A 17,323-nucleotide genomic window follows, 5' to 3' on the forward strand; every position below is an offset into this window, starting at 1 on the left:
CGGCCCTCAGTGGCGAATACGTGGATTGATGACCCCGTAGGCCAGATCCACCAGCAGGTTGACGATCATCACGATGAACGCGATCAGCACCAGCCCCCCCTGTACCGAGGGGTAGTCCCGCCGCGAGATCGCATCGATCATCCACTTGCCGATCCCCGGCCAAGAGAAGATCGTCTCGGTCAGGATCGCCCCGGCCAGCAGCAGGCCAACCTGGAGCCCGATCACGGTAATCACCGAAATCAGCGCGTTACGCAGGGTATGCACCATGATCACGCGAAAGCTGGAGAGCCCCTTGGCGCGGGCGGTACGCACGTAATCCTCGCCCAGCACCTCGAGCATCGAGGAGCGGGTCTGACGCGCGATCACCGCCAGCGGAATGGTCCCGAGCACGATCGCCGGTAGCACCAGATGATGCAGCGCGGAGAGGAAGGCGCCCCAGTCACCGGCGATCAGGCTATCGATGGTCATGAAGCCAGTGACATCGTCGATGAAGTACATGAACGAAATACGCCCGGAGACCGGTGTCCAGCCCAGCGTGCTGGAGAACAGCATGATCAGCAGCAGGCCCCACCAGAAGATCGGCATCGAATACCCGGTCAAGCTGATGCCGACGATGGTGTGGTCGAGCGTCTTGCCGCGACGAATGGCGGCGATCACGCCCGCCGGCAGGCCGATGATGACGGCGAACGCCAGCGCGAAGATCGACAGTTCCATCGTCGCGGGGAAGCGGCTCATGAACTCATTCATCACCGGCGAATGGGTGACGAGAGAATTGCCAAGATCGCCGTGCAGCAGCCCGGTCAGAAAATCCCAGTACTGCACGATCAGCGGGCGATCGAAACCGAACTGCGACTGCAGCTGGGCATAACGTTCGGCGGAGAGACCGCGCTCTCCGGCCATGAGAAGAATCGGGTCGCCCGGCAACAGGCGAATGAAAGCGAACGCCACGATGGTGACGCCGATAAAGGTCGGTACAAGCTGCGCGAGCTTGACCAGCAAAAATCTGAACATGTTGGAGTACTAGCTAGTCACGCGTGCGGCGGGGAGCGGTTGTCAGGACCGCTCCCCGTCAACGCTAGGGGAGGATCACTCGATGTCGACGCCTTCGAAGCTGTGGCCACCGAGCGGGTCGACAACATAACCGGTCACTTCGGAACGCACCGGCATGAAGACCGTGGAGTGGGCGAGGGTGTCCCACGGCGCCTGCTCCTTGAAGATCTCCTGCGCCTGCTCGTAGAGCGCGGCGCGCTCGGACTGGTCGTCCAGCGTGCGGGCTTCCTTGATCAGGTCGTCGAACGGCTGATAGCACCATTGCGAGCGGTTGGAACCACCGACGCCGTCGCAGCCGAGCAGCACGCCCATGAAGTTGTCCGGATCGCCGTTGTCACCGGTCCAGCCCAGGATGACCGCGCCCTCGCGATCCTCGGCCTTGGATCGCTCGAGGTATTCACCCCATTCATAGGTGACGATGTTGGCGGTCACGCCGACCTTGTCCAGGTCCGACTGCATCAGCTCGGCGGTACGCCGGGCATTCGGCATGTACGGTCGCTGCACCGGCATCGCCCACAGGTCCATCTCGAGATTCTCGACGCCGGCCTCCTCGAGCATCTGGCGTGCCTGCTCGGGGTCGTACGGGTCATCCTCGATCTCGTCGTTGTAGCTCCACATGGTCGGCGGGATCGGGTTCTTGGCCACCTCGCCGGCGCCCTGGAAGACCGCATCGATGATCGCCTGCTTGTTGATCGCCATGTTCAGCGCCTTGCGCACTGCCGGCTGATCGAACGGCGGCTGCTGGGTGTTGTAAGCCAGGTAGGCGACATTCAGCCCCGGCTCCTGCATCACCTCGATGTCGGCGTTCTGCTTCATCGCGTCGACGTCGGCCGGATTCGGGAACGGCATGACCTGGCACTCGCCAGCGCGCAGCTTCTGGTAGCGCACCTGGGCGTCCGGCGTGATCGCGAAGACCAGATTGTCGATTGGCTGCTGGCCGCGGAAATAGTCCGGATTGGCCTGGTAGCGGATCGCCGCGTCTTCACGATAATCGACGAACTGGAACGGGCCGGTGCCGATCGGGCGCTGGTTGGCCATCTGCAGCTCGTCCTGCTCGATCAACTGCTCCTCGTACTCCTTGGAGTGGATCGAGGCAAAATCCATCGCCAGGTTGGCGACGAACGGCGCTTCCGGCCGTGTCAGGTGAAAGACGACAGTGTTGTCGTCGACCTTCTCGATCGAGTCGATCAGATCGCCCATCGACATGGCGTTGAAATACTCGAAGCCACCGTTGGCGAGCTGATAATACGGGTTCTCTTCATCCATCTGGCGTTCGAAGGTCCAGATGACGTCGTCGGCCGTGAGCGGCCGGCTTGGCGTGAAGTAGTCGGTGGACTGGAACTGGACATCGTCACGCAAGTGGAAGGTAACTTCCAGACCGTCCTCGGAGACCTCCCAACTTTCGGCAATGGCCGGCTCAATTTCGGTGGTACCCGGCTTGAACTGGACCAGACGGTTGTAGACCGTCTTGCTCGACGCATCGAAGGTGGTGCCGGCCGTGTAGAGCGAAGGATCGAATCCCTCCGGCGAACCCTCGGAGCAGTAGACCAGCGTCTTGGCCATGGCGGGGGTCGCGCCCGCCATCATGGCGGCGACCCCAGCCGCTAGCAGCGTCTTCTTCATGGTGGATCTCCTGCACAGCACTCGCTGTTATTGTTGATATCGGCGTTCTGCCAATCCTTGCCCGCTATCCGCCTGTCTGACAGGCGGGCAATCGCAACAGACTAGTCCGTTGAATAGCGTTTAATCAATCCGGCGAAAGCGTAACGGCAGAGGCTTGCAACAGGAGACCATTCGGTCTAGCGACACCGGAATCGATACCGCTCCTGGCGTCGGCGACGGCGTGTTCGCGCCCATGCCGACACCCTCGGTTCAGTCGCTCCCGCCGCGATAGAGCGCCAGGTTTTCGCTGCCCCAGACCTGAAGCGCACGCAGGATCGGCTCCATGCTGAGGCCGAGCTCGGAGAGCGAATACTCCACCTTGGGCGGCACCTCGGCATAGACCTTGCGCACGATCAAGCCGTCCGCCTCCAGCTCCCGAAGCTGATTGGTCAACATTCGTGGCGTGCAGCCGGGCATCTCGCGGTTCAAGGCGTTGAAGCGCAGCGTGCCACCCAGCAGATGCCACAGGATGATCGACTTCCACTTGCCGTCGATCAGGCCGATGGCGGCTTCGACGGCGCAACCGGGCGTACAGTCGAAACGCGAATGGCGACGCTTGGCCATGACACTATCCTCCTTTTAAATTTCGATACGGTTTTGTAAGTCAGTACGGTTTGGTAAGTCAGTGCAGAAAAGCACAGTATAGGCGATCGATGTGCGTATTGCGGTTTTCGCAAACAGGCCACAATCTGCTCCCTGACAAACCGCCGCGCGCCATAGACACCGGCTTCGCGTGGCCATCGCCCTATCGCATGGAGCCCTGCATGAAAGCTATCGGATACCGTCATCCCGGTGCGCCGGACGTCCTCGAAACGATCGATCTGCCCCGCCCACGTGCCGAAGGCCACGACCTGCTGGTCGAGGTCGCCGCGATCTCGGTCAACCCGGTCGACACCAAGGTGCGTCGACGTGCCGGCGCCGACGACGGCGAGCACAAGGTGCTGGGGTGGGACGCCGTCGGCCGCGTGGTCGAGGCCGGCCCCGAGGCCACGCTCGCCGTGGGCGACGAGGTCTACTATGCCGGCTCGATCGCCCGCCCCGGCGCCAACAGCCAGTTTCACCTCGTCGACAGCCGCATCGCCGCGAAGAAACCGCAGCATCTCTCCAACGCCGAAGCCGCGGCCATGCCGCTGACCTCGATCACCGCCTGGGAAATGCTGTTCGACCGGCTCGACATTCGGCGGCCCGTGCCCGGCGCTGCCAACGCCATTGTGATCGTGGGCGCCGCCGGTGGCGTCGGCTCCATCGCCATTCAGCTCGTGCGCGCGCTGACCGACCTGACGGTCATCGCTACCGCGTCGCGCCCCGAAACGCAGGCCTGGGTGCGCGAGCTCGGCGCCCACCACGTCATCGACCACAGCCAACCGCTCGCGGCCCAGGTGGAAGCGCTCGGCCTCGGCGCACCAGGCTTTGTCTTCTCGGTGACCGAAACGCACCGTCATCTGGAGGAGATCCAGACGCTGATCGCCCCGCAGGGCCGCTTCGGCCTGATCGATGATCCGGACACGCTGGACGTCATGGGCTTCAAGACGAAAGCCGTCTCGACCCACTGGGAACTGATGTTCACCCGACCGATGTTCGCCACGCCGGACATGGCCGAGCAAGGACGCCTGCTGGCCGAAGTGGCGAGCCTGATCGACGCGGGCCGCGTGAAGAGCACTCTCGCCGAAGTGTTCGGGCCGATCGACGCCGTCACGCTCCAGGAGGCCCACACCTTCATCGAGACCGGCCGCGCCCGCGGCAAGATCGTGCTGGAAGGTTTCGCGACCTGAGCATCGGCCACGCTCGATGACACCCCCAGGGCAGCGACGCGAGTCGCTGCCCTCTTTTCGTCGCCTGCCCTCGATGGCAGCGCAGTACTTCCCCCCGAGACGAAGCGCCTCCAAACCCGGATAATGGCCGCCATTCGGTGCTCGCGTCGCGAGCGCCCTGCCATTTGCCAACCCGGTCCGTCTCATGGAAATCAAGGTCAACTATCTCGACAACCTGCGCCAGGAAGCCAAGTTCGACGACTTCACGGTGATCACCGACCAGCCGATCCGCTACAAGGGCGACGGCTCGGCGCCGGGGCCGTTCGACTACTTCCTCGCTTCAACGGTGCTCTGCGCGGCCTACTTCGTGCGCGTCTACTGCAACGCCCGCGAGATCCCCACCGAGAACATCAGACTTTCGCAGAACAACATCGTCGACCCGGAGAACCGCTACAACCAGATCTTCCGCATCCAGGTCGAGCTGCCACCCGAGATCTCCGACAAGGATCGCACCGGCATCCTGCGCTCCATCGAGCGCTGCTCGGTCAAGCGGGTCATTCAGAACAACCCGGAATTCCAGATCGAGGCCGTCGACAACATCGACGAGGATGCACAGGCGCTGCTGATGGGCGGCAAGACAGGTACGGCAGGCGCTGACAGCGAATCGACCTGGATCGAGGGCAAGGATCTGCCGCTGGAGCAGACCATCGCCAACATGACCGGGATTCTCGAACGCCTCGGCATGAAGATCGAGATCGCCTCCTGGCGCAACATCGTGCCTCATGTCTGGTCGCTGCACATTCGCGATGCGGCCTCGCCGATGTGCTTCACCAATGGCAAGGGTGCGACCAAGGAAGCCGCGCTCTGCTCGGCGCTGGGCGAGTTCATCGAGCGGCTCTCGTGCAATTTCTTCTATAACGACCAGTTCTTCGGTACCGAGATCGCCGATGCCGACTTTGTCCACTACCCGAACGAGCGCTGGTTCCAGCCGGGGCCGAACGACGAACTGCCCGAAGAGATTCTGGACGACCACTGCCGCGAGATCTTCGACCCCGATGGCGAGCTCAAGGGATCGCATCTCTACGACACCAACTCCGGACGCACCGACCGCGGCATCGTCTCGCTGCCGTTCGAGCGCCACTCGGACGGCGAGATCGTCTGGTTCCCCTCGAATCTGATCGAGAACCTCTATCTCAGCAACGGCATGAGCGCCGGCAACACCGTCGCCGAGGCACAGGTGCAGTGTCTTTCCGAGATCTTCGAGCGGGCGGTCAAGCGTCAGATCATCGAAGAGGAGATCGCACTGCCGGACGTGCCGGAAGACGTGCTGGCGCAGTACCCGACGATCCTCGAAGGCATCCGCGCACTCGAAGCGCAGGGCTTCCCGGTTCTGGTGAAGGACGCCTCGCTCGGCGGGCGTTTCCCGGTCGCCTGCGTCACGTTGATGAACCCGCGCACCGGCGGCGTCTTCGCCTCCTTCGGCGCGCACCCGAGCTTCCCGGTGGCGATCGAACGCAGCCTCACCGAGCTGCTGCAGGGCCGCAGTTTCGAGGGAATGGACGACCTGCCGGCGCCGACCTTCAACTCCCAGGCCGTGGCCGAGCCCAACAACTTCGTCGAGCACTTCATCGACTCGTCCGGCGTCGTCTCCTGGCGCTTCTTCAGCGCCGCGGCGGATGTGGAGTTCGTCGAGTGGGACTTCTCCGGCGCCGACACGCAGGACAACGACGAAGAGGCCGCGGCCCTCTATGCCATCCTCGAGCAGGAGGGACTCGAAGCCTATGTCGCCGTGCACGAGGACCTCGGCGCGCCGGTCTGCCGTATCCTCGTGCCGGGCTACTCCGAGGTCTATCCGGTCGAGGACCTGGTGTGGGACAACACCAATATGGCGCTTGCCTTCCGCGAGGACATCCTCAACCTGCACGCGCTCGATGACGAGCCGTTGGCCGACCTGCTCGAGCGGCTCGAGGAGAGCGAGCTCGACGAGCAGATGAAGATCGTCACCCTGATCGGCATCGAGTTCGACGACAACAGCGTCTGGGCGGAGCTGACCATCGCCGAGCTGAAGCTCTTGATCCAGCTCGCGCTGGGTCGCTTCGAGGACGCCCTCGACGGGGCCCAGATGTTCTTGCAGTTCAACGACAACAGCCGCGACCGGGGACTCTTTTACCAGGCGCTGTCGGCGGTGCTGGAGATCGCGCTGGACGACGACCTCGAACTGGACGACTACCGCCACAACCTGACGCGGATGTTCGGCGAGGCGAAGATGCGTGACGCCATCGGCGCGGTGGAAGGCACGGTCCGCTTCCCCGGCCTGACGCCAACTAGTCTCGGACTCGAGGGCATAGACCGGCACCGGCGCCTGATCGAAAGCTACCAGAAGCTCCACGCCTGGCGGGCGGCACACGCGGGCTAAACGCTCGCGTTACCACCGGCGATGTTCTCACGGGCGATGTCTCCACCGGCAACGTCTCCATAAGCAACGTCGCCGCCACAGGAAGCCGCCTCTCGGGGCGGCTTCGTCGTCTTTCGCTCACGCTCGGGTGATACGCTCGAGCTTCTCGATCATCCAGCGGTGAATCGCGCTCTCCTGCGTGCGCGGGTGCCAGGCGACCGCCACCTCGAAGGTCGGCGTCGCGAAGTCCAGTTCGAGCGGCGCCATCTTGGGGTTGGGCAACAGCCGGGCCGGATAGAAGGCAATCAGGTCGGTGGTATAGAGAAGGTCCGGCGCGGCCTTGAAACTGGGCACGGACATGACGATGTTGCGCTCGAGCCCCTGCTCGGCGAACCACTGATCGTGAGAGCCCTTGAGATCCGAGCGCGACGGCGAGATCACCAACTGCGGCAGCGCCGCGATCTCACCAATCGAAAACCGCCGGCCATGCAGTGGCGAACAGGGGCTGGCAACGCACGTGTGGTGGTCGTCGAAGACTTTGAGATACGGCAGCGAGCTCGGCAGAAGGTCCGGGAACGACAACACCAGGTCCAGCTCGCCGGCCATCAGCTGGCGGTCGATCCGATCGCTCTTGAAGTTCTGCACGATCAGCTTGAGAAACGGCGCCTGCTGGCGCACTTCCTGCATAAAGGCCGGCAGGATCGCCTGGATCGCGTAGTCGGTCGCGCTGATCGTCACCACGCCCTCGTAGGTGGCCGGCGTGAACTCAGGCGGGGCCAGCAGCGCATCGACCTCCTGCAGGATGTGCGCCACGCGGTCGCCCAACGCCAGCGCCAGCGGCGTGGCGGCCAGGGTATTGCCCTGACGCAAGAACAGCCGGTCGTCGAACAGCGCCCGCAGTTTGCGCAGCTGCTCGCTGATCGCCTGCTGGGTCAGCCCCATCTCGTCGGCGACGCGGGAGAGATTGCGCTCGCGCAGCAGTGCCTGGAGCACGCGCATCTGCTTGATGTCGAGCCGATTAAGGCGTCCGGCGTGCCGATTCCCGTTCATGCCTGCGCTCCTCGCCCGGCTTTAGTCACCATTATGATTGGTAGCTTTTACAAGAAAGCCTTGTTTCTAATGGTAGCGCGGACGACCTAGGCTCCCAAGCCATGAATCAGACCACGACCCCGACCGGCCAGACCCGCCGGGGCCATGAGAAAAGGTGGGAGAGCAATGGATAACGCAGCCCTGTTCGAGGCGGTCCGCCTGGGCCCCTATACGCTGAAGAACCGCGTCGTGATGCCGCCGTTGACGCGGTCGCGCAGCACCCAGCCCGGTAACGTGCCGAATGCCTGGATGACCGAATACTACGCCCAGCGCGCCGGTGCAGGCTTCATGATCACCGAAGGTACACAGATCGAGCCACGCGGCCAGGGCTACGCCTGGACGCCGGGCATTCATTCGCGCGCACAGATCGAAGGCTGGAAGGCGGTAACGGAGGCCGTTCATGCGCGCGGCGGCGTGATCTTCTCCCAGCTCTGGCATGTCGGACGGGTCTCGCATCGCTCGCTGCAGCCGGCCGGCAAGCCGCCGGTCGCGCCATCGCCGATCCGCGCCGACGCGGTCAGCGTCTTCGTCGAAACCGCCCCGGGCGAAGGCAAGCTGACCGAGCCGAGCGAGCCCGTCGCGCTGACCACCGCGGAAGTCGAGGAGCTGGTCGAGCTCTATGCCCAGGCGGCACGCAACGCGATGGCCGCGGGTTTCGACGGCGTCGAGCTGCACTGCGCCAACGGCTATCTGGTGAACCAGTTCATCTCCGAGCATACCAACACTCGGACCGACCGCTACGGCGGCAGCCTGGCCAATCGCCTGCGCTTTCTCGAGGAGATCGTCGAGGCGGTCGCCGGCGTCGTCGGGCCCGAACGCCTGGGCGTGCGCTTCTCGCCGCTGTTCGAAAGCACCGACGAAGACCGCGTCTACCTGGGGCTGGTCGAACGTGACCCGCACACCACCTACCTCGAGGCGGTCAAACGGCTGGAGCAGGCCGGCGTAGCCTACATCTCCATCGCCGAGGCGGACTGGAACAATGCGCCCGACCTGCCGGAAACCTTCTATCGGGCCGTGCGCGAGGCCTTTTCCGGACGCCTGCTTTACGCCGGGCGCTATACCCCGGACAAGGCACGCTGGATGCGCGAGCAAGGTTACGGTGATCTCTTCGCCTTCGGCCGACCGTTCATCGCCAACCCGGATCTGCCGTCGCGGCTCTACCACGGCTGGCCGCTGAACGACGTCGACCCGGCAACGATGTACGGCGGCAGCGACGTCGGCTACCTCGATTACCCGACCTATGCCGGGACCGTCGATATCGAAAAAACCGATCTCGAAAACACCGACGCCGATACCCACGCGCGCGCCTGACGCGCGACGCGACGCCGCCTAGACCAGCTTGCCGGGGTTCATGATGCCGAGCGGGTCGAGGGCGGCCTTGATGGACCGCATCACGGCCCAGCCTTCACCGTGTTCGGCCTCCATGTACGCGCGCTTGCCGGTACCGATGCCGTGCTCGCCGGTGCAGGTGCCCCCAGCGGCGAGCGCCCGTTCGATCAGGCGCTGGTTGAAGGCGGCCAGCGTTGCGAGCTCTTCCTCGCTATCGCGATCCACGGCAACGACCAGATGGAAGTTGCCGTCGCCGACATGGCCGAGCAGCGGCGCGATCAGGCCGCTCTCGGCGACATCGGCCTGGGTCGCCTCGATGCAGGCGGCGAGCTGCGAGATCGGCACGCAGATATCGGTCGCCAGAAACTCCATGCCCGGGCGCAGCGCCTTGGCCGCATAGGCGGCGTCGTGGCGCGCCTGCCATAGCGCATTGCGCTCCTCTTCTTTCGTCGCCCAAGCGAAATCGCTGCCACCGAACTCCTGACACAGCTCGGCCAGGGTCTCCGCCTGCTCCTTCACCCCGGCGTGCGTACCGTGAAACTCCAGGAACAGCGTCGGCTTCTCGGCGTAGTCGAGCCCCGAGAAGGCGTTGACCGCGCGCATGGCGAGCGCATCCATCAGCTCGATCCGCGCCATCGGGATGCCGTACTGGATCGAGGCGATAACGGTATCGACCGCGCCGGCGACATCCTCGAAGGCCACGGTGGCGCTGGAGATCGCTTCCGGCAGACCGTGTAGCTTCACCGTCAGTTCAGTGATGATGCCGAGCGTGCCCTCGGCGCCGATCATCAGATGGTTGAGATCGTAGCCGGCGGCTGACTTGCGCGCCCGACTGCCGGTCCTGACCACGCGGCCGTCCGGCATCACCACGGTCATCGCCAGCACGTTGTCGCGGATGGTGCCGTAACGCACCGTGTTGGTACCGCTGGCGCGGGTCGAGGCCATGCCGCCCATGCTGGCATCCGCGCCCGGGTCGACGGAGAAGAAAAGCCCCGTGGCGCGCAGGTCGGTATTGAGCTGGGTGCGGGTGACGCCTGGCTGTACCGTCGCGTCCATGTCCTCCGGACGTACGCCGAGAATGGCGTTCATCTGCGAAAGATCGACGCAAAGGCCGCCGTGATCGGCGATCACCTGGCCCTCGATGGATGTGCCCACGCCGTAGGGAATGACCGGCACGCGGTGCGCCGCGCAAGCCTTCACCACCGCGGCCACTTCCTCTGTGGAATGCGGAAAACAGACCGCATCCGGCGCGGCAGGATGGTGCCAGGACTCGTCGTGCCCATGCTGCTCGCGAATGCCCGCCGCCGTGGTCAGACGCTCGCCGAGCACAGGCTCGAGCTCGGCGATCAGCGCCTGCATCGTTTCAGGCGTGGGGCGGGCGGGAGATTCGGCGGAAAACGCGGCAGCGGATGACATGAACAGCACCTCGGATGAATCGACTCGGGGGGAATCGTCTGAAAGCAATCCGTTCCGGCAAACTGGAACGGGTCGACAGTGAGCACGCTATCGACCCGTTCAGCATACCGGAGTTTCCCCCCTTCGGTCGCATCCGACGCGCATTCAGGCGTCGAGTGTCTCGACGCCCTCGGAGACGGCCACCCGACCGAAAGCCTGCTCCAGATACTCGCGATACTCGCGCTGATAGCGCTCGACCTCCGGCGCCTTGATCACATCGTTGGCGATAAAGCTCGGCAGCCCCTCGAGACCAATGAATGCCTGCGACTTGTGGAACGGGAAGTAGACGCCCTCGACGCCCTTGCCCTCGAAGAAGTTACCCGGCTCGTCGAAAGCCTCACGCGGTGCGTTCCAGGTCAGCGAGAGCAGGTAACGCCGACCCTGGAGCAGGCCGCCACTGCCATACTGCTGGCTCGGGTCGTGACGCGAACGCCCGTCGCTTGCGTAGAGAGCACCGTGGCCGGCGGTGAACACCTCGTCGATATAGCGCTTGACCGTCCAGGGCGCGCCCATCCACCAGCCCGGCATCTGCCAGACGATGACATCCGCCCACAGAAAGCTCTGCACTTCAGCTTCGACGTCATAGCCCTGCTCGACCACCGTTTCGCGCACGTCGTGGCCCAGCGAGGCGAGCGTGTCACGCGCCAGCTCATGAAGCGTATTGTTGAGTTCACCGTTGGAGTGCGCGAACGGCTTGCCGCCGTTGATCAGTAAAAACTTCATTGCCTACCGCCTCGAATTCGTCTGAAGGTCCTGAATAGACACGCCTGGATGGCCAGCGCGAGCCAGTCGATGGGCGGTATTTTGGGCGAACCCTCGCGCGGAAAAACCGTTCGGAAGACAAGTCACTGTTGACGTAAAATCAACAACCACCGGCGCCGATCGGAAGGCTTCACATGGCGGGACGGTTCGTATGAAAAGCACGCTCGAGGAACAGCAGGCGTTTGTCGCCGTGGTCGACTGCGGTTCGATCACCGCCGCGGCCGAGCGCCTGGACCTGACCGTCTCCGGCGTCAGCCGGGCACTCAATCGGCTCGAGAAGAAACTGGATACCACGCTTATGCGTCGTACCACACGGCGTCTGGAGCTGACCGACGAAGGCGAGACCTTTCTCGACCGCTGCCGCCAGATTCTCGACGCGGTAGAGAGTGCCGAGGAGGCGGTCGGCGGCTATCAGGACCAGCCGCGCGGAAGGTTGCGCATCAATGCCGCCCCGAGCTTCATGCAGTTCACCCTTGTCCCGCTGATCGGCGAATTCCGCCGTCGCTATCCCGGCATCCTGCTGGAGCTGGATACCCACGACCGCTTTGTCGACCTGCTCGAGCAACGCGTCGACCTCGCGATTCGTATCGGCGAACTGGAGGACTCCTCACTGCACGCACGGCCTCTGGGGCAGTCACCGCGACGTCTGATCGCAAGCCCGGCGTATCTCGAACGCGCCGGCCCCCCCCACCGTATCGAAGATCTTGCGAGCCACAGCCTGCTCGGCTTCAGCCAGCTCGACCATCTCAACGAGTGGCCGCTGACCGATGCGCGCGGCGAACCGTTTCATGTGAAACCGACGCTTGCCGCCTCCAGCGGCCCGACGCTGCTCGCCCTGGCCATCGCCGGCGAGGGCATCGCCTGCCTCACGGACGACATGACCCGCCTGCCTCGCAGTCAGGGACAACTGGTGGCGGTGCTGCCGACACTCATCCAGTATCGCGCCTTTCGCGTCAACGTCGTCTACTACCGCCAGACAGCGCTGACGCAGCGCGCCCGCCTGTTCATGGACTATCTCGCCGAAAAATTACCGGGCGACTACCTCGACGCCTGAGCGACGCGAGCATCACTCGGGAACCGGCCCAAAGCGATTGGCCGTGGTGTCACTCGGTCGCGTCATCCACCAGAGCATGACGGCAGCGACGATCAAACCCAGCATCACGCCATTCATGAGCAGGACCCCCGCCCCCGCCTGCTGGCTGGAAAGCCCGGCGTCCGAGGGCAACAGCCAGAGCACGCCGCCCCCGACCACGATCCCGCCCCCGATGGCGCCCGCGATCAGCACCAGCAGGTAATAGCCCGGCCTGCCGCTGTCGTGCAGCCGCCGCCAGCTCACCGCCAGTGTCGGGAGCAGCGTGGCAAGAGACAACACATTCGTGAACGGGCTGGGTTGAAAGCCCTGTGCGTCGGGGTCGAGCGGGAAAAACGCCATATCGAGTGCGCTGGCAGCCAGCAGCAGCAGATTGAGGAACAGCAGATACCACCAGTATTCCGAACGGGAGGCACGCCCCGAGAAGGTCGCGTACTGTCGAAAACACACCTTGATCGCCGTGAAGAACGTCACACCACCTCCAGAGTTCGAGAGATCCACGAGCCGGCGCCAAGGGTCTTGGCCCGATCGCTCGGTCTCAAGGATACCGCACACCGCCCATCGTGCCTGCGTCTATCGGCGGCGACACGATCACGCTTCCGGAGGCAGAAAAGTCAAGACGGGCACAGCGTGTGCTGACATTGGAAGAAGCGTCGCCGCTCCCCATGAGCGGCTGGTCGGACTGGGACAATCACGGCGTGTTGAACGGCGAACACCCGCTGCGCTGGCGCGTTTGAAACCGTCCTCGGGCCCACAGCACCTGTACAAGCGGCGACTAGCCTGCCGACCTCGCGCCAGGAGGTACTCGCAGTGTATCGACCGCCTCGTCGTCGGCATCAGACGACCCCTGATCGTCAAGATACTCCACCCGATTGCGACCGCTCGCCTTGGCCCGGTACAACGCCTGGTCGGCACGCTTGAGCAGAGGCTCGATACCGCGCGTGAGCGCTTGCGGTGAGGCGCGGTCAAGACTCGAGACGCCGACGCTGACCGTCACACTGGCGCCTCGTCCAGCCGCCGCGTTGGGAATCTGCTGGCGTTCGATCGCTTCGCGCGCCTTTTCGCCCAGGCGCCGGGCGCCTAGCTCTCCCGTGCCCGGCAGTAGCAACGCGAACTCCTCCCCGCCATAGCGCACGGCCAGATCGGCGGGCCGGGCGAGTACGCCGCGCAACGTCTCCGCGACCTGCTGCAGGCAGCGGTCGCCCGCGTCATGGCCATAGTGGTCGTTGAATTTCTTGAAGTGATCCACGTCACACATGATCACGGCCAGCTCGCCGGGGTGCCGCGAAAGCCGCGACCGCTCCTGTTCGAGCGCAGCGTCCAGTGCACGACGGTTGGCCAGTCCCGTCAACGGGTCCGTGTGGCTCAGCGTCTCCAGATATACATTATTGAGCGTCAGCTCTTCTTCGGCCTGATCGATCTGCTGGCGGAACAGGTAAAGCAGCGTTCCCGACAGGATCAGCACACCGGCCACGCTAAACGCATACATGATCTCGACCCACGGCGACGGTACCGGCGCCACCGCAGTATGCGGCGTGAACAGAAAGTGTGTCAGCAGATACAGGACGCCCAGCGACGCCATGATCCCGGAGTACAGGCCCTTGGGCAGATGCTGATAGAGGAAGCACAGCACAGCGGCGAAGGTGAAATAGAACAGGTTCACCCCGGCTTCCGCACTGATGAAGTAGGTCACCACGAACAGCTGCGTGCAGCCGTTGACCAGCAGCACGTTGCTGGCCGCGTTATGCCAGCGCTGATAATTGCAGATCAGCACCGCCCCATACGCCTTCATGAAAACCAGGTTGGCCATGAAGACGTCGCGATAGATGGCAAAATCATACAAGAGATAGAACAGTTGATAGGGCGTGGTCGCGGCGATCCCGAAGATGCTGACCTGATTACACAGAGCCACCTGCCGGCGCAACCTCACCGAATTGCCGGACATGCCGGGTGACCATAGCATCTTGATCGTCTCGATCATGAAACCGCCTCTGCGACACACCGTGGAAGAAATCAGCCGCCGCTGGTGCCGTGTGATCAGCGGTTATCACTCTATCGGCAGACTCTACGGATTGGCTGAGGCCTTGGGCATGTCTTTGTCGCCAGGACGCTCATCGCCTAACGCGTTACTACCAGCAGCCCCAACAGCAGCAGGCCGCCGCCCAACAGGAAGTTGGCCGTCAGTGGCTCATTGAGCAGCAGCGCCCCGAACAGCACCCCGAAGATCGGCGACAGGAACGAGAAGATGCCGAGCTGGGAGGCGAAGTAGCGGCGTAACAGCGCGAACCACAGAAGCAGCGCGGCGAAGGAGATGACCAGCGTCTGGAAGGCCAGACTGGCCACCGCCGAACCGCTCCAGCGAAGGGCGCCGAGGTCGCCCAACAGCGCCGCTGCGGGCAACAGCAGCAACCCGGCGACGATAATCTGGTAGCACAGCGTCTTCACCGGGGGCGCCTCCGACAGCGATGAGCGACGGATCACCAGCGTGGTCGCCGCCCAGGAAAGGCCAGCCAGCAATCCGAGGAAATCGCCCCACAGGATATCGCCGGCATTGTCGATATCGGTGGCCGGCGCCATGGCGAACACCATGCCGACAAAGGCCAGGCCGACGCCCAGCCACTGGCGTCGTGTCAGTTGTTCCCCGGGCACCAGCAGATGCAGCCCCAACGCCGCGAACACCGGCGCCGTGTACAGGAACACCGACATGTGCGAGGCCAGCGTGTAGTGGAGCCCCCACGCCACGAAGACGAATTCCGCCGTGAACCCCAATCCGACGAGCGCCCCCGCGCCGAGGTTCGCTCGGAAATCGGCGAGGCGAATGCCTTGCCGCATCACCAGTGCCACCACCAGCAGCGCCGCCAGGGATGAACGCAGCGCAATCTGCGCCAGCGGCGGAATATCGGCCGCGACCATCTTGATGGCCACTTGCTGAAAGCCCAGCGCCAGACAGAACAGCACCATCAGCGCACCGCCCTGCATATCCAGGCGCCGGCGCAGCCGAGCGCTGGCCAAGGGCGTGAACGCGTTCGAAAGCTCGGTATCCTGATCCTGCATGTCACCCTCCCGTGGCCATCAAGACGGCCAAGTGGAGCATTTGTCGGCCGCGCCGCCAAACGATTAATCTGATGGTCAAGGCTCAGGAAAAGTCACCCCATGAAGATCGAACGCCTTCCCCTGAATGCGCTGAGAGCTTTCGCCGAAGCCGCCCGTGCAGAGAGCTTCAAACAAGCCGCCGCGCATTTGGGCGTCACACCCGGCGCGGTCAGCCGTCAGGTCAAGCAGCTCGAAGATCGTCTCGGCGTGCCGCTATTCGCTCGTCACGCCAGCGGCGTCCAGTTGAACGAGATCGGGCGGCAGCTGGCGCGAGATATCGACGGCGGGCTCGAGCGTATCGCCGCGGGGGTTCGGACCGCTCAGGAGCGCGCCAGCGCGCGATATCAGCAGGTGCCGAGGTTGACGATCAGCGCCCCGCCGACCTTCGCGCAGCTGTGGCTGCTACCCCGGCTGTCCGAATTCGAGAGCCGTGTCGGCGGTGTCGAGATCTCACTGGACGCCAGTCAATCGCTCAGCTTGCCGGCCTGGCAGGCCGATGGCGCACGCCTCGCGATTCGCTACGGTCGCGGCCCCTGGCCGGCGTTCAACAGCCAGCGCCTGTTCGGTGACGAGCTGTTCCCGGTCTGCGCCCCCGCGCTGTGGCCGCCCGACGCTCGCCCCATGACGCCTGACGACCTGGCACACCACACGCTACTGGAAGTGCGCTGGGACTCCCCCCAAGGTGTGGCCTTTCCCGGCTGGCGAGAGTGGCTCGCTGCCGCCGGCATTGCCGACCGAGTCCCGCCGCCACAGCGCCACTACTCCCTCTCCGGCCTGGCCCTGGACCAGGCCATCGCCGGCCGCGGGATCATGCTGGCCAACCATCCCATCGTCATGGACCGGCTGGAAAGCGGGGTGCTGGTTCGCCCCTTCGGTGAGCGCTTCGTGCTGGCCTCCCCCTTGACCTATGACCTGCTGACGCCAAAAAGCGGCGAAGTACCGCCCGCGGTCGCACGCTTTATCGACTGGCTGCTGAATGAAGCCGCCCTCTTCGACGCGGCCACGACCGGCAACCCCCACTAAGCGCCAGTCACCGGCCTCGGTAGTCAGGCTCGCTCACGCCTCCTTGCCCGTTATCATCGGGCCTCTGCTCGGGGCCCGGGGTACGTCGTTTACCGCGACGCGTACCAGTCCGCATAAGGCGTGTTCTCGACCTTGTACTGGGTGTAATCCGGCGCGCCGTCCTGCCACCACACCGGACCGCGCTCGCCCAGCGCCCGCTTGGCCTCGTCGACGTCATGTCGAGCGTCTCGCTCCGCCTGCGAATCTTGCGCTCGCTTCGCCTGGCCCACCGCCCGGCGCGCTCGCATCAGTCGCTGTACCCACTGCTCGCGCTCCGCCTCGGCAAGATCGGGGTTCGAGCACCGCCACAAGCGGCCGCGCACCACGATATAGCGGCCGTCCGGCGTGGTCAGTGGCGAAGATGAACTCATGGATATCCACTCCCGATTCGATAGGAAAGCCTCCCGTGCGTATTGGTGCACTCGCACGGCCAGGTCACGTCGACAGCAGCATAGTCGTCTTTTCCTTACGCTCCCGGCTTCGCCCGATCGCCGGCATCAGTAGGTCTCGGCCTCCAGCGTCTGCCAGAGAACGATCGGCCAGCCGCGAATCGGCTTCATGCCCCCATCGATTTGCGGCACCATG

Annotated in this window: 15 protein-coding genes; 5 read left to right on the forward strand and 10 right to left on the reverse strand. The window is 64.3% G+C overall.

What is annotated here, in order from left to right; all coding sequences use genetic code 11:
* Positions 1-6: 6 nt before the first annotated feature.
* The 3 genes from MC381_RS00185 to MC381_RS00195 form a co-directional block, all read right to left on the reverse strand.
* The gene (locus MC381_RS00185) at positions 7-1,011 is read right to left on the reverse strand and encodes an ABC transporter permease subunit (protein WP_251975701.1); all 1,005 of its coding nucleotides are present in this window, start codon (positions 1,009-1,011) and stop codon (positions 7-9) included.
* A 75-nt stretch (positions 1,012-1,086) separates the two neighbouring features.
* The gene (locus tag MC381_RS00190) at positions 1,087-2,673 is read right to left on the reverse strand and encodes an ABC transporter substrate-binding protein (RefSeq protein WP_251975702.1); all 1,587 of its coding nucleotides are present in this window, start codon (positions 2,671-2,673) and stop codon (positions 1,087-1,089) included.
* Positions 2,674-2,922: 249 nt separating this feature from the next.
* Positions 2,923-3,276, reverse strand: coding sequence for a winged helix-turn-helix transcriptional regulator (locus MC381_RS00195; protein ID WP_251975703.1), 354 nt, complete (start codon positions 3,274-3,276; stop codon positions 2,923-2,925).
* A gap of 200 nt (positions 3,277-3,476) precedes the next feature.
* On the opposite strand from MC381_RS00195, the gene MC381_RS00200 reads away from it, so the two are divergent.
* Together MC381_RS00200 and MC381_RS00205 are read left to right on the forward strand one after the other, a co-directional pair.
* Positions 3,477-4,484, forward strand: coding sequence for a zinc-binding alcohol dehydrogenase family protein (locus MC381_RS00200; protein WP_251975704.1), 1,008 nt, complete (start codon positions 3,477-3,479; stop codon positions 4,482-4,484).
* Positions 4,485-4,668: 184 nt separating this feature from the next.
* The gene (locus tag MC381_RS00205; protein WP_251975705.1) at positions 4,669-6,879 is read left to right on the forward strand and encodes an OsmC domain/YcaO domain-containing protein; all 2,211 of its coding nucleotides are present in this window, start codon (positions 4,669-4,671) and stop codon (positions 6,877-6,879) included.
* 117 nt (positions 6,880-6,996) lie between these two features.
* Here the strand turns inward: MC381_RS00205 and MC381_RS00210 are convergent, their stop codons facing one another.
* Positions 6,997-7,908 carry a LysR family transcriptional regulator gene (locus tag MC381_RS00210; RefSeq protein WP_251975706.1) on the reverse strand — a complete coding sequence of 304 codons (912 nt, stop codon included), beginning with the start codon at positions 7,906-7,908 and terminating at the stop codon, positions 6,997-6,999.
* 165 nt (positions 7,909-8,073) lie between these two features.
* On the opposite strand from MC381_RS00210, the gene MC381_RS00215 reads away from it, so the two are divergent.
* Entirely contained in the window at positions 8,074-9,258 is a 1,185-nt protein-coding gene (locus MC381_RS00215; RefSeq protein ID WP_251975707.1) for an alkene reductase, read from the forward strand.
* A gap of 18 nt (positions 9,259-9,276) precedes the next feature.
* On the opposite strand, the gene MC381_RS00220 is transcribed toward MC381_RS00215, so the two are convergent.
* Together MC381_RS00220 and MC381_RS00225 are read right to left on the reverse strand one after the other, a co-directional pair.
* Complete coding sequence (locus tag MC381_RS00220) at positions 9,277-10,692, reverse strand: FAD-binding oxidoreductase (RefSeq protein ID WP_251975708.1); 1,416 nt, start codon at positions 10,690-10,692, stop codon at positions 9,277-9,279.
* A 144-nt stretch (positions 10,693-10,836) separates the two neighbouring features.
* The gene (locus MC381_RS00225) at positions 10,837-11,454 is read right to left on the reverse strand and encodes an NAD(P)H-dependent oxidoreductase (protein ID WP_251975709.1); all 618 of its coding nucleotides are present in this window, start codon (positions 11,452-11,454) and stop codon (positions 10,837-10,839) included.
* A gap of 190 nt (positions 11,455-11,644) precedes the next feature.
* Between MC381_RS00225 and MC381_RS00230 the strand changes: the two genes are divergently transcribed.
* On the forward strand, positions 11,645-12,547 hold the full coding sequence (locus MC381_RS00230; RefSeq protein ID WP_251975710.1) for a LysR substrate-binding domain-containing protein: 903 nt from the start codon (positions 11,645-11,647) through the stop codon (positions 12,545-12,547).
* Positions 12,548-12,559: 12 nt separating this feature from the next.
* Here the strand turns inward: MC381_RS00230 and MC381_RS00235 are convergent, their stop codons facing one another.
* The 3 genes from MC381_RS00235 to MC381_RS00245 all read right to left on the reverse strand — a co-directional run bounded on the left by MC381_RS00235 (position 12,560) and on the right by MC381_RS00245 (position 15,637).
* The gene (locus tag MC381_RS00235) at positions 12,560-13,057 is read right to left on the reverse strand and encodes a DUF805 domain-containing protein (protein WP_251975711.1); all 498 of its coding nucleotides are present in this window, start codon (positions 13,055-13,057) and stop codon (positions 12,560-12,562) included.
* Positions 13,058-13,358: 301 nt separating this feature from the next.
* Positions 13,359-14,564: a GGDEF domain-containing protein gene (locus MC381_RS00240; RefSeq protein WP_251975712.1), complete on the reverse strand. Its 1,206-nt coding sequence runs from the start codon at positions 14,562-14,564 to the stop codon at positions 13,359-13,361.
* 137 nt (positions 14,565-14,701) lie between these two features.
* Complete coding sequence (locus MC381_RS00245) at positions 14,702-15,637, reverse strand: DMT family transporter (RefSeq protein ID WP_319022825.1); 936 nt, start codon at positions 15,635-15,637, stop codon at positions 14,702-14,704.
* Positions 15,638-15,736: 99 nt separating this feature from the next.
* Here MC381_RS00245 and MC381_RS00250 point away from each other — a divergent pair, with 99 nt between their 5' ends.
* A complete protein-coding gene (locus MC381_RS00250; RefSeq protein WP_251975713.1) occupies positions 15,737-16,699 on the forward strand; it encodes a LysR substrate-binding domain-containing protein in 963 nt (320 codons plus the stop codon).
* An 89-nt stretch (positions 16,700-16,788) separates the two neighbouring features.
* On the opposite strand, the gene MC381_RS00255 is transcribed toward MC381_RS00250, so the two are convergent.
* Entirely contained in the window at positions 16,789-17,109 is a 321-nt protein-coding gene (locus MC381_RS00255; RefSeq protein ID WP_251975714.1) for a hypothetical protein, read from the reverse strand.
* Positions 17,110-17,323 lie beyond the last annotated feature (214 nt).

This window comes from Salinicola avicenniae (assembly GCF_023736115.1).
GTDB classification, from domain to species: domain Bacteria; phylum Pseudomonadota; class Gammaproteobacteria; order Pseudomonadales; family Halomonadaceae; genus Salinicola; species Salinicola avicenniae.